General features: G+C 63.6%; 12 protein-coding genes and 1 tRNA gene. 3 read left to right on the top strand and 10 right to left on the bottom strand.

Going from position 1 to position 11,935, the window contains the following annotated elements:
• Positions 1-131: 131 nt before the first annotated feature.
• Positions 132-3,545 carry a DEAD/DEAH box helicase gene (locus ABIA65_RS26895; protein ID WP_354525453.1) on the bottom strand — a complete coding sequence of 1,138 codons (3,414 nt, stop codon included), beginning with the start codon at positions 3,543-3,545 and terminating at the stop codon, positions 132-134.
• A 372-nt stretch (positions 3,546-3,917) separates the two neighbouring features.
• On the opposite strand from ABIA65_RS26895, the gene ABIA65_RS26890 reads away from it, so the two are divergent.
• A complete protein-coding gene (locus tag ABIA65_RS26890) occupies positions 3,918-4,556 on the top strand; it encodes a GIY-YIG nuclease family protein (RefSeq protein ID WP_354525452.1) in 639 nt (212 codons plus the stop codon).
• A 70-nt stretch (positions 4,557-4,626) separates the two neighbouring features.
• On the opposite strand, the gene ABIA65_RS26885 is transcribed toward ABIA65_RS26890, so the two are convergent.
• The 9 genes from ABIA65_RS26885 to ABIA65_RS26850 all read right to left on the bottom strand — a co-directional run bounded on the left by ABIA65_RS26885 (position 4,627) and on the right by ABIA65_RS26850 (position 9,765).
• Positions 4,627-5,061 carry a hypothetical protein gene (locus tag ABIA65_RS26885; protein ID WP_354525451.1) on the bottom strand — a complete coding sequence of 145 codons (435 nt, stop codon included), beginning with the start codon at positions 5,059-5,061 and terminating at the stop codon, positions 4,627-4,629.
• 127 nt (positions 5,062-5,188) lie between these two features.
• Positions 5,189-5,575 (bottom strand): hypothetical protein, encoded by a 387-nt coding sequence (locus tag ABIA65_RS26880; protein WP_354525450.1) that lies wholly within the window; start codon positions 5,573-5,575, stop codon positions 5,189-5,191.
• Positions 5,576-5,798: 223 nt separating this feature from the next.
• A complete protein-coding gene (locus tag ABIA65_RS33540) occupies positions 5,799-6,611 on the bottom strand; it encodes an AAA family ATPase (RefSeq protein WP_502919623.1) in 813 nt (270 codons plus the stop codon).
• A 36-nt stretch (positions 6,612-6,647) separates the two neighbouring features.
• The gene (locus ABIA65_RS33535; protein ID WP_502919622.1) at positions 6,648-7,394 is read right to left on the bottom strand and encodes an AAA family ATPase; all 747 of its coding nucleotides are present in this window, start codon (positions 7,392-7,394) and stop codon (positions 6,648-6,650) included.
• Positions 7,391-7,801 carry a hypothetical protein gene (locus ABIA65_RS26870; protein ID WP_354525449.1) on the bottom strand — a complete coding sequence of 137 codons (411 nt, stop codon included), beginning with the start codon at positions 7,799-7,801 and terminating at the stop codon, positions 7,391-7,393. Before ABIA65_RS26870 ends, ABIA65_RS33535 begins: the two co-directional genes overlap by 4 nt.
• Positions 7,801-7,929: a hypothetical protein gene (locus ABIA65_RS26865; RefSeq protein ID WP_354525447.1), complete on the bottom strand. Its 129-nt coding sequence runs from the start codon at positions 7,927-7,929 to the stop codon at positions 7,801-7,803. Before ABIA65_RS26865 ends, ABIA65_RS26870 begins: the two co-directional genes overlap by 1 nt.
• Positions 7,926-8,195: a helix-turn-helix domain-containing protein gene (locus tag ABIA65_RS26860; RefSeq protein WP_354525446.1), complete on the bottom strand. Its 270-nt coding sequence runs from the start codon at positions 8,193-8,195 to the stop codon at positions 7,926-7,928. The genes ABIA65_RS26865 and ABIA65_RS26860 overlap by 4 nt, the downstream gene beginning before the upstream one ends.
• Positions 8,196-8,295: 100 nt before the next feature.
• Positions 8,296-9,426 (bottom strand): tyrosine-type recombinase/integrase, encoded by a 1,131-nt coding sequence (locus ABIA65_RS26855; protein WP_354525445.1) that lies wholly within the window; start codon positions 9,424-9,426, stop codon positions 8,296-8,298.
• A gap of 262 nt (positions 9,427-9,688) precedes the next feature.
• Positions 9,689-9,765 (bottom strand) — tRNA-Leu (locus ABIA65_RS26850).
• A gap of 95 nt (positions 9,766-9,860) precedes the next feature.
• Here ABIA65_RS26850 and ABIA65_RS26845 point away from each other — a divergent pair.
• Together ABIA65_RS26845 and ABIA65_RS26840 are read left to right on the top strand one after the other, a co-directional pair.
• On the top strand, positions 9,861-10,472 hold the full coding sequence (locus ABIA65_RS26845) for a two-component system response regulator PdtaR (RefSeq protein ID WP_241404947.1): 612 nt from the start codon (positions 9,861-9,863) through the stop codon (positions 10,470-10,472).
• Between the two features lie 177 nt (positions 10,473-10,649).
• Complete coding sequence (locus ABIA65_RS26840; protein ID WP_241404948.1) at positions 10,650-11,861, top strand: branched-chain amino acid ABC transporter substrate-binding protein; 1,212 nt, start codon at positions 10,650-10,652, stop codon at positions 11,859-11,861.
• Positions 11,862-11,935: the final 74 nt, after the last annotated feature.

Genomic DNA, 11,935 nt, shown 5'->3' with positions numbered 1-11,935 from the left:
GCACGGACCTGGTGTACCGGTGGTCGTCGCCGAAGGTGCTCCCAGGTGGCTACCCTAGCTGGCTTCGAGCTGACTGCTGATGATGCGCCAACAGAGTCGGGCGATTGAGAGCCTGAGCGTCCGCTGTCGAATTACCTGGTTCGCCGTCCCGCTCCGCCGCGAGGTGGATTCCAGTCCCAACCTTTCACCGCGTCGAGTCGTACGAAGCGCTCGGGTGGCAGGGAGCCTTTGACCCGCTTTGCGCGCTGTTGGGCGACCCATGCTCCGAGCCGGTAGCCGTCGGTGACGCAAGTGGCTGGGACCCGCGCGTGGTCGTGCTGTGCGACGTACACCTCCAGGTGTCGGAATCCCTCCTCCCAAGCCGCAGCATGGGGCTCCCACATCCAACCCAGCAGTTTGTCTAGTTGCTCCTGCCGATCGGCAGGCAAGGTTCCGTTGTCGTAGTTGGTTCGTTGTTGCCCAATCCACGCGCCAAGTCGGTACCCGTCGTCAGTTACGTAACTCTGTGGCGGGAGCGAGGCGTGGCGCGTCAGGTAGTCGACCAGATAGTTGTAGCCGTCGTCCCACCTACTTCCCCGGCGGTCCCAGTCCCACCCAGAAAGGGCGGCAAGGCGCTTCGCGCGGTGCGCCGCAAGTCGTCCCTTCTTGAAATCGAGCCTCTGAGTCATCGCCCAGGTCCCGAGCGGAAACTCCTCAATCACATACGCGCGTTCAACTTTGGCATGACCGTACTCATTCATGAAGTCAAGTAGATGCTGGAAGCCGCTTTCCCACTTCACATCATGGGAGTAGTCGTCCCACCCAGGGAGGAGCTGTAGCCGATGTTGGCGTTCGGGACTGAGCGTATTGAACTTGGCCCGCTGGTTGGCGTACCAGGTTCGCAACTTGAAGCCGCCTACCTCGTGGCCGACCGGCACTCGGACATGTCCCGCCTTCTGAGCAAAGTCCTGAAGATGCCGGTATCCCTGCTCCCACTTGGTCTCTCGTGCATGCCAGGACCAGTCGCCCGGCAGCGCCTGCAGCCGTTCGATCCGATCGGCTTCGAGTCTGTTCTTTCGAAACCGGATGCGCTGGGTATTGACCCAGGAGCCCAGTGGAAAGCCGTCGATCGACACGTAAGTCTGGGGAACTCGTGAGTTCCCTTCTGCTGTGGTGTAGTCCTGCAAATGTTGGAACCCCCGCTCCCAGAGGTCGTCGATTGGCGTCCAGGTCCACTCCTTGATGCTCTGAAGTCGCTGTCGTCGCGTCTCATCGAGCTTCCCCACGTGGTAACTCTGCCGCTGCATTGTCACCCACTGCCCTAGGCGGTAGCCCTCGAAGGTTTCAGTCGTGGTGAAGTTGGCATGGCCCTTCCTGTCGATGTACTCCAGGAGTTGGTTGAAGCCCTCTTCCCATCGCTCACCGTGTCTATCCCAACTCCACCCCGGAAGCTGCCCGAGGAGATCCCGACGCTCGGGGGCAAGTCTGTCCACTCGGTAGAGAGTTCGTTGATGAGACACCCAGCTGTGAAGCTGGTATCCGTCCACGTAAGTGCCACGCACTACTAATGCGTGACCGTGCTGGTCGACGAACTTCTGCAGCAGTCCATACCAGAACTCCCAGGAGGCGCTTGTCTTCTCAACCAGACGCACATCGAAGGCTGCGGTGAAATCAGAGCCCACCGAGGCCGGTACGTCGAGGTGAATCTTGCCCGGTATGCGGGTTCGACCCCCTTTCCTGCCAAGTTGTCGACGGAACGTGTCAATCTGCTCGCCCAGTACTTCGTCGTGAGCGCGGATCGCCTTAATGACGTCCCAGACGGTGGCAAAGGATGAATCCTGTAGCGCGGTATCGGCATCGGTCTGCGTGTCAATGAAAACTGGGATGACGATGGTGCCGACGGTCTTGTCGTCGGCCAGCCGGATCGCACGTCCAACGGCTTGGACGATGTCCACCTCGCTGCGTCGGGGGTCGATGAACGCCACCCCGTCGAGAGTAGGGACGTCGACGCCTTCGGACAGGCAGCGGGCGTTGGTTAGCAGGCCGCGCTCGCCGTCGTCGAGCTGGCGCAGTCGCTGCAGCCGAACGTGCCGTTCTCCTGCTGTCATCTCCCCGGATGCGTAGCTTGTCCACACGGCACCTTTCGGGCGTTGCCGAACAGGCACCCAGTCGACGACATCGGGAAACTCGGCGGCGAATGTTCGAGCGCGCGCGACACGGGAGTGGAAGCTGATCACCCGGCGGAGGTTGTACTTGCGGATCGCCTTCGTGAGTCCAATTTGGCTCGCCAGCGTTCGCGCATCGGTGGTCTTGCCGTCCCGCGAGACCACGGTCCCGCTCTCCGCCCACTCCCGGTAGGCGTCGTTGTCTACCCCCACGATGACGACCTGATAGTCGGTGAGCAGCTTGCGGTCGATCGCTTCACCGAAAGTCAGCCGGTGCAACACCTCACCGAACTTGGCGGGATCGTTCATTGTGGCGACTTCCAGGTCAGCGTCCTGCGCCGCCTTGAGCACCCGTCCGGTGTAATAGCGCGGTGTAGCCGTCATGAACAGGCGTCGTCGCGCCTTGATCGCATCCTGGTCAAGGATCGTCGCGAATTCGGAGGACACCGGTCCAGCGACCCGGTGGGCTTCATCAGCGACCACCAGGTCGAACGCGGGCACACGCCCGAGAGCGAACGCGGCGGCAATCTGCGGAGACGATTGGTACGTCGAGAAAACGACACGCGGACCCGACCGTCGACGCAGGAATGCCGCTATCTCGGTAGGTTCGGTGCTGACGGGCAGCCCCAACTCGCTCGTGTGGGCGACCGCTTCGTCTACGTTCTGAGCGACAGTCTGGTCGGAGCAGACCGGCAGAGCCTCGAACGACGTCTTGGCATTGGCCCGCCACACCTGCATCGTCTGCTTCAACAGCGATAGCGAGGGCACCAACACCAAGGTCCTCTCGGCGGTGAGCTTCTCTTTGACGAACAGCGACGTCAGTGTTTTCCCCGTTCCACACGCCATGATCAGCTGTCCGCGATCCAAGGTGGTGAATCCCTTGACGACGGCGCGAATTGCTTCGCGCTGATGTTGTCGGGGTTTGGCGAGCTTTCGCGGGGCGGCGGGGCGCATGTCGAGCGGGTTGGCACGCCAGTCAACTTCGGAGGTCAGCAGGTCACTGAGCCCCACGAAGGCGACGTGCTTCTCCTGGTCGATGATCGTTCGGCGGGCCACATGGTGCAGTTTGTCGGTCGTGGCGATCAGTAGCCGGTAGGAGAACACCGCCCGCGACGATTCTGCGAGGAACTTGTCTACATCTTTTTTTGTGACTGAATTGGCAGCGTCATATGCCTTCGCCTGGATTGCCCAGGTTCGGCCATCGTGGTCTTCGGCAACGAGGTCGATGCCAGCGTCAGCGCCCCAGCGGCCCGGCCAATCGCTCCACAACCACACCCGACGCAGCGTGGACTTGTAGGTCGGGTCATTGGCCAAGAACCACTTGCAGACATGCTCGAACTGCTTGCCCCGCACCGCCGGGTTGGTGTCGAGTCGGGCCAGGAGCTCGAGAAAATCCCCCATGACGTCGCAGACTAGATGAGTTCTACAACGCCTGACCGCGTTGCCCGCGAATCCGCACGAACGTCCCGGGGCCGGCTGCCTTGCGCGGGGGCCGATTCCAAGGCCGCCAAGAGAAACGTGCAGTCGGCAGCCGACAGTCGGCCATTTGACACCAACGTGGGTGTCTCCGTTTGTAGGCTGCGCGGTGTGGAAGCGATCCCTCTACGAGGCCTCGTCAGCGACCTTGACCCTAAGTCGTGCAAGCTCCATTGCGCCGTCTGGAACGGCGAAAATCAGCCGATCGATGTCCTGACCCGTTCGTGGGAAGAGTGGGTTACGTGGAGCCGGTGGCGACCATCCAATGACGCATTCAACCGACAGCTCATCTTCTCGATGGCACGCGAACGAGACGACCCATCACGCTGGCTTTTCGGGGGCGTCTTCGAGGTCGTGGGCAGGCGCGAAGTCCCGAACTCTCATGCGTACGACTTGGCGCTTCGAGACGACCTCCTGGGTCCCTACATCAAACGTCTGTGGTTGAACTTCAAGCCACCGGGCCGGGCGATTCGGCTCAACATGGAGACGCACCTCGACCACATCGAGGTTGGGTCAATTCTCGAACAGCCCTACGCCGGAGAGCCATTCCCTGGACATGACAGCATCAACCACACCCTTGGTGTGCTTGAGGTCGCGGTTCGACAGGACTGGCATGATTGGCGCGGCGCATTGCAGCACATGAAGGGTGTGTACGTCATCCACGACTTGCAGACCGGGATGCCCTACGTCGGCTCGGCCTACGGCGACACGGGCATCTGGTCGCGCCTATGCCAGTACGTCGACTCCTTACACGGTGGCAACGTCGCGCTTAGAGAGCTGGTCGGCCAGAAGGGTCCGGAGTACGCGCAGACCAATCTGCGGTTCGCATTGTTGGAGTTCTGGTCGATGCGCGCCTCCGACGAGCATGTTCTGGCCCGAGAGTCCTACTGGAAGGACGTATTGATGTCCCGGCAGTTCGGCCTCAACAAGAACTAGGTCAACCTACGCACTCCCGTTGTGGGATCAAGCCGCAACCACTCAACGGGTGCAGCGAATGCGGACGTGACTATTGATGGGCTTCCAACCGACGCCGCAGACGGCCCATCGGTGACTTGTCACCGTCTTCCCGCTCGTCCGGAGCGTTGCGGCGGACAGCATTCTGCGGGCACACAGTCACAAGCTCGATGGCCTCATCGAGTGGATGCTCCGGCCAGACGATCTTGTTGCACCGCTCGATCACCACAGTGGCCCCAAGAGACTCCAGCAGCTCGGCGCGCCTCTTTGCCGTCGATCGCGAGCGATAGACCTGCCGCGTGGACGGCCACACAAACTGGGCAGTGCCGACCAACCTGATGTAGTCGCCCTCCGGCTTCCAGCCCGGCGGTGCCCAGCCAGGCACCGGAACCCGATGGTCGGGTTCTTCGTCGCCGGGGTAGTTCACCACCTTGGTCGAGCCCTCGGGGAACGCGATCACGCGCACGCGGTAGAGATGGTCAGTCACAAGGTGTCCTTTCGTTGGAGTGTCGGTGGTCGTCGGATTGCAAGTGCCAGCTGAATGCTGTGGTGCGCGAGCAGGTATGCGGCGGCACTGCCGTAGAACAGGGAGAGGGCGGTGGTCCAGGACATACTCAGACCTCCTGCTGTGCGGTGCATGCGGTGGCAGCGGCCAGGAGGCGCTGCCGGAGACCGACCACCTGCCGGGGGCAGTGATGGGCCTGGATCGCCTTGCGAATCGCGGTAATACCAGCACCGTGCCGCACCTGGCTACCGGTGACATCGTCGCCAGAGCATCCGCACCAGAGCGTCGTGCCGGTACCGGCACGGTAGATCGAGACAATGCCGACCGGGCGGTCGTCGTTGGGGTTGACCCAGCTGTCCTGATACGCCAGGGCGTAAGCCTGGCGTACCGACGTAGCGGCCACAGCGAACGTGGTGCCGTTGTAATCAGCGGTCTTGACAGAGAATCCTCCCCGGCGAGGGAAGAGGTCATACGCCTTGATCGGGTTGTTGCTCATCAGTTTGTCGTCCTCACAGTGGATGCGGCCAAGCGATTGGGTTGTAGTCAGCCAGGGGGTAAATGCGCTCCCTTGCCCAGGAATTGGAACCAAGGGAGCAGCGCAACGGAGCGGGGCCGCGTACCCCGCTCCATTCGCCCTCTTGCCCTCTTTGCTGGTAGAAGAGTTTTTAGAGTGCTCCCTTGAGTGCTCCCTTGGGATCAAGGGAGCAAGGGAGCGGCACTCACGCGGACGCCTCGGCAGTGCTCCCTTGGTCCTGATCTCGGTCACTCCGCGGCAGAACTCGTTGATCACCTGGAAGACGTGCAAACCAAGCACCGGATGAACCCTTGACCGACCGGACCCCGATCGACTTCTTGGCCCGCTTGATCTTGTCGCTGCTGAATCCCGCTTCCTCGGCGGCGGTGAACATCTCGGCGGACCACCTGGGTCCCTCGGCCAGATACGTGGCCAGCCAGCCGGTAGCGCTGTCGTCTTCGCTGGACCTCTTGCCGGTCGAATACGCGGCGGCGATATGTTCCTGGGCGGTCTGGTCGCTGTCTCCGACAAAGGCCAATAGCGGCACCATGCCGTCGTGGTCCTCAGTGGGGCTGAAGTACTGGATACCTTGCACGGTGAACCGTGACGCCATGACCGCCTTGGCGGTGTTGGCCTTGTCAGGTCCGATCACCAGATTGCCGTCGTCGTCGCGCTGGGCGAACAGGGTCATGCGCGCCTTCTTGCGCAGTTCTCCCGTGGCCCCGTACTTATCGCGAGCATTGGCGCTGGCCACCCGGTTGGTATGGGTCAACAGGAACACGGCGGCGTCGGTGGTGATCGCCAACTCACGCCACGGGTGCAGGGCCTGACGTGCCGCCTGAGGGTTGCGCACATCGAACTTGGCGGGCACGGTGTCCAGCCACGCGTCCACGACGACCAGGGCCGGTGCAGGATCGGCCTCGGTGATCAAGTGCAGATCGCGCGGGAACTCCGGTGCGCCGCTGCCGTCCTCGTCGGCACAGATCACGCGCACCCGGGCCAGGTCGGCCCCGGCCACCTCCATCCGAGGCCGGACCGTGGTCGACCAGTCATCTTAGGTCACCACGACGAAGACGTGTCCGGGATCGCGTGCGGGAACTCCGAACTCCAGCAAGGGCTTACCCGTGGTGATCGCTGCGGCCAGGTAGACCCAGAACAGCGACTTTCCCAGACCCTCATCGCCGACCAGGAGGCTGACCGCACCCCGAGGCAGCCGGTTCTTGGCCAGCCAGCGCGGCTGTTCTGCGGCCCTCAGGTCGGCGGCATTCCACAGTTTGGGCCTGTCGTCATCAGTCCGGCCTGCCTGCTCGCGTGCCCGCTTGGCCTGCTCCTCCATGAAGCGCAGTGCGGCAGCGGGGTCGTCGGTCATCATCTTGGCCGATTGGCGCGCGATGTCCTGAACCTTGTTCTGGGTGAACCGCCGACGCAGCCAGTCGCAGCAATACTGGGCGGTCTCCTCGACGTCCACGGCCCGTGGGAGTTGGACCATGGGGAACTCGGTTTGCATCACCAGCGCGGTCGGCGGGGTGCCGTCCTTGGCATACCTCTGCATGAAGTCGAACATGGCCCACGTGACAAGGTCCTCGAAAACCTCGGCCTGGACGCCGGTTTCGGCCACCAACGCCATTGCCTCAGCCGTAGTCATCAGCGCCAGCAGCCGGTGCTCGATCGTGACCGATGCGTTGCTACTCGCAGGCTGGCGGGGACCGGCGGGGGTATCGTGGTGAACAGTCTGGCTGGCGTTGGACTTCTGGGCCGTCTCGGTGTCGCTACCGGGGCGGCCCACTGCATTCTCGGTCACGGTCCGGTCACCTCCGCACCTCCGAGGACCGACCACATCACACGGACGCTGATCGTCTGCGTGGTCGGACCAGTGGCCACCGCGTAGACACCGGGGCACGGCACGCCAGGATCTGACGGCAGCTTGCCGTGCCAGCTCCTGGGCTTCTCCTGGTCTGGATCGGGGTGCCAGATGTGTTCGGTGATGAATCCCGGCTGAATCTCCGCCCGGGACTTGATACGTCGACCGTCCGAATACCGCTGCGGGTCACCGAACTGCATCGCCAGTTCTTCAACCTCGCACAGAGCGGCGTCTAAATAACCGATGTCGTGGCCGTCGTCGTCACACACCGCGACGGTGCTGTGTGCCCACTCCGTGCGCTCCTCGAAGAGCGTCAGCGCGTACTTGAGTGCATCATCCGCGCGCATCAGCTCGCCACCGTTTCGTCGTGGTGCTCGGCGTTGTCGCCGGTACCGGTGCGGTCGTCGAGGTCCGCCAGGCCGAGGTCCTCGATGACGTCGCGGTAAGCCTGATCGGTGTTGGGGCGGGCGATCATTCGGCACCGCCGCGCACACTTGCGGCTCGTTGCGCGGCCATCCACGCGTCGAGGTCGGCCCGGTCGTAGAAGACCTTAGACCCGAATCGGTACGACACGGGGCCGATACCCGCATGGCGGTAGTACCGCAGGGTCGCATCGGCCAGACCTGTGTACCTGGCGGCCTCCGCCGTGGTCATTCGATCGGGCGGGTCAGCAAGGGCGTGGAGTGCGCGGCAATGCGGGCACAGCAGGGCGGGGGAGACGGTTACAACGTCGGCACTCATTCGAGGCCACCTCCAAACACAACAACACCAACGTGCGTGAGTGTGTGTGTTTGCCAGGCGCTCGGGGCCGGACGTTTACGACGGTAACACGACTGCAGCGCTATGCGTCAACAGGCGCAACGTTGGCCGGGTTGCGTGTCGCGGAATCCATTGCGGCAGCAAGGTTATCGAAGTCGTCGGGCAGCATGTGGCTGTACACATTCATTGTGGTTGTGGCGTTGCGATGCCCTAGAAGCTTCTGAACGGTGACGACCGAGGCCCCCTCGGACAGCGCGAGCGAACCGGCGGTATGCCGCAACGTGTGTGGAGTGACCCCTCCAACGCCCAGCTTGGCCACGGCCTTGTCGAACCGCACGCGGAACCACCCGACCGTCATCGCTGTGCCGTCGGGGCCAGGGAACAGAAACTCGGACGGATCTCGGCCAGCGACGGCCTGGCGCAGCTCCTCGACGCACGCCGTTGTCAGGATCGGCACCGACCGCTTCTGGTGAGTCTTGGTGTCGCCCTCGATGCGGCCCTGACCGCGCACGCCTGTGATCGACTTGCCCACCATTACCCGGCGCTTCTGTAGGTCGACGTCGCCCACCCGCAGCGCAGCAGCCTCGCCAAATCGCAGACCGGAGTAAGAGAGGAACCGCACCATAGCGGCCAGCGAGGTCAGCGAATGGCGCAAGTCGCTGCGCTGTCGGACCGGTGCGCTGGCGGTCTCCTCGGCTAGGCGGTGCACCTGGTCGTGAGTGAGGGCCAGATCCTTGCTCTGGGGCTTGCTCGGCAGCTCGATGTGATCGGCGGGATTGACCGCGATGTACTTGGACCGCAGCGCATACCCCGTCACTTGACTGACCACCTGGTGAGTCTGGATTACCCGGGCGGGGGACAGGCCTGCGGTCTCGTCGCTCTTCTTCTTGTGTTGTCGTGCCACCGGATCGGTGGCCAGGAACGTCAGCCAGTCCTGTAGGCGCTCGTGGGTGATGTCGCGCAGACGCTCATCGCGCCACTTGGGCAGGATCACCACGTCGAGGAGGCCTCTATATCCCGCGATGGTCTTGGGTGCGCGGTTGGCCGCTTGCTTGGTCTTCAGCCAGGACTCGGCGACGGTGCCGAACGTGACCGCCGACCGCTGGGGGTCGGCATAGGTGCCGGTCTCGACGTCAGCGACGACACCGCGCAGGTGCCGATCGGCGTCGGCCTTCTTGCTGAAGCTCTTGGACCGCTCGGCACCGCCGGCCACCCACCGGGCTTGCCAGCGCTGACCCTGACCGTGGCGGCCAGTGCATACCAATGTGCCCGGGGTGCCGTGCTTGAGGTCGGTACACCAAACGCCTGACCCGGAACAGTATCGGTGGGGTAGAGGACGGCTTCATTGTTGCGGGCTGGCCGGTGCCACCGGTCCTCCACTCCTGCACGTGCTCCACGTCGGACCGCCATGCGCGCATTCTAGATCCTGCGGGCTGGCCGGGTGGTGCGGAAACCTATTCTTGACCTGGTGTTTCTGGTGCCCTCGGTGAGATTCGAACTCACACTGTACGGGTTTTGAATCCGTTTCCTCTGCCAGTTGGGATACGAGGGCTCAGCTGGTGCGGACTCCTACCTTAGAGGATGCCCGAGGAGGCCCGTCACGCCCCCGAGGTCGCTGATCTGGCCAAGTCACGGAACAATGGCGGGATGACCGGGTCACCGTCGGACGCCGACAAGCCGCGCCGTGTTCTCATCGCCGAGGATGAGGCGCTCATTCGCCTCGACCTCGCGGAGATGTTGCGCGAGGAGGGATACGACGTCGTGGGCGAGGCGGGGGATGGTCAGGAGGCCGTCGATCTCGCGGAGAGCCTGCGGCCCGACCTGGTGATCATGGACGTCAAGATGCCCCGACGCGACGGTATCGACGCGGCCGCCGAGATCGCCAGCAAGCGCATCGCCCCCATCGTGGTGCTGACGGCGTTCTCGCAGCGCGAGTTGGTCGAGCGTGCCCGAGACGCCGGCGCGATGGCGTATCTGGTGAAGCCGTTCTCGATCACCGATCTGATTCCGGCGATCGAGTTGGCCTTGAGTCGGTTCGGTGAGATCAGTGCGCTCGAACAGGAAGTCGCGACGCTGTCGGACCGCCTCGAGACACGCAAGTTGGTCGAGCGGGCCAAGGGTGTGCTCCAGCAGAAGCAGGGGATGACCGAACCCGAGTCGTTCAAGTGGATTCAGCGGGCCGCGATGGACCGCCGCACGACGATGAAGCGGGTCGCCGAAGTGGTCCTCGAGACGTTGGATCCAGCGCCCGACGCGTAACGACTGCGTTTCATGACACGGCGTTTCGGCCGTTCGTTCGATATTTGCGCGCGTCGCATTCCTCAACAGCACGCACTGGGGCCATGGGTTGGTTATGTTGCTACCCGAAGCACCAGCGCCTCGGCCGATCCGGTCGTGGTGACGGTGGGGATGACAACTCTGACTCGGAGGTGAGACGTGCGCAGTCGCGTGGCACGTAGTGCATTTGCTCTCGGGAGCGCGGGCTTGGTCGTGTTGGCTGCCGCCGGCTGCAACCAGTCCTCTCCGGAGGAGAGCGCGTCGCAGTCCAACCTGAGGATCGTCGAGCAGGTCCAGATCGACGAGAACGGCGCCGAGGTGAAGCCGGCGGAGGGAACCACTCCCGCCGACCCCAGGGGCGACGGGAAGGCGACATGCCCACCACTGTCCATCGCGATGGCTGGCGCTCTCAACGGGCCGGACGCCGCTCTGGGCATCAACATCGTCAACGGTGTGCAGTTGGCCATCGACCAGCACAATGAGGCGAACCCGGGCTGCCAGGTGCAGTTGAAGAAGTTCGACACCGAGGGTGACCCGCAGAAGGCGACGGCGATCGCCCCTCAGATCGTCGACGACCAGTACACGATCGGTCTCGTTGGCCCGGCGTTCTCGGGTGAGACCAAGGCCACCGGCACCGTCTTCGACCAGGCCGGCCTGGTGGCGGCGACGGCGTCGGCGACCAACCCCACGCTGAGTGAGAACGGCTGGCGGACCTTCTTCCGCGGCCTGGCCAACGACGCCGTGCAGGGCCCGTCAGTTGCCAACTATCTGAAGAACACGCTGGGTCTGAAGAAGATCTGCGTGGTCGACGACAGCACCGACTACGGCCTCGGTCTGGCCACCGCGGTGCGCGAGACACTCGGCCCGGTGGCCGACTCGACGTGCAACATCTCGGTCAAGAAGGGCGACAAGGACTTCTCCGCCGCGGTGACGCAGGTCAAGGGAGCCAACCCGGACGCGCTGTTCTTCGGCGGCTACTACGCGGAGGCGGCGCCACTGGTCCAGCAGTTGAGGGACGGCGGCGTGACGGCAACGTTCGTCAGCGCCGACGGCTCCAAGGATCAGCAGTTCGTCGATCAGGCAGGCGAGTCCGCGAAGGACGCCCTGCTGTCCTGCCCGTGCGGTCCGGCCTCCGGGACGTTCGCCGAGGAGTACAAGAAGAAGTTCAACGTCGAGCCCGGCACCTACAGCACTGAGGGATACGACCTCGGCACGATTCTGGTGAAGGGCATCGACTCCGGTGCGATCACCCGACCGGCGCTGCTCGACTTCGTCCGCAACTACAACGGTCAGGGCGTGGCCCGCAACTACCAGTGGACACCCACCGGGGAACTCACGACCAACCTGATCTGGATGTTCAAGGTTCAGTAGAGATTCGACGACGAGACGCGTCCGGGACACCTCAGTCCCGGACGCGTTCTTGTTGAAGTAGCCGCGTACTCGTC

The sequence above is a fragment of the Mycolicibacterium sp. 624 genome (assembly GCF_040548615.1).
In the GTDB taxonomy this organism is placed as follows: Bacteria; Actinomycetota; Actinomycetes; order Mycobacteriales; family Mycobacteriaceae; genus Mycobacterium.
Note: the sequence above shows the minus strand (reverse complement) of the source record. Positions and strands in the feature narration are given on the sequence as shown.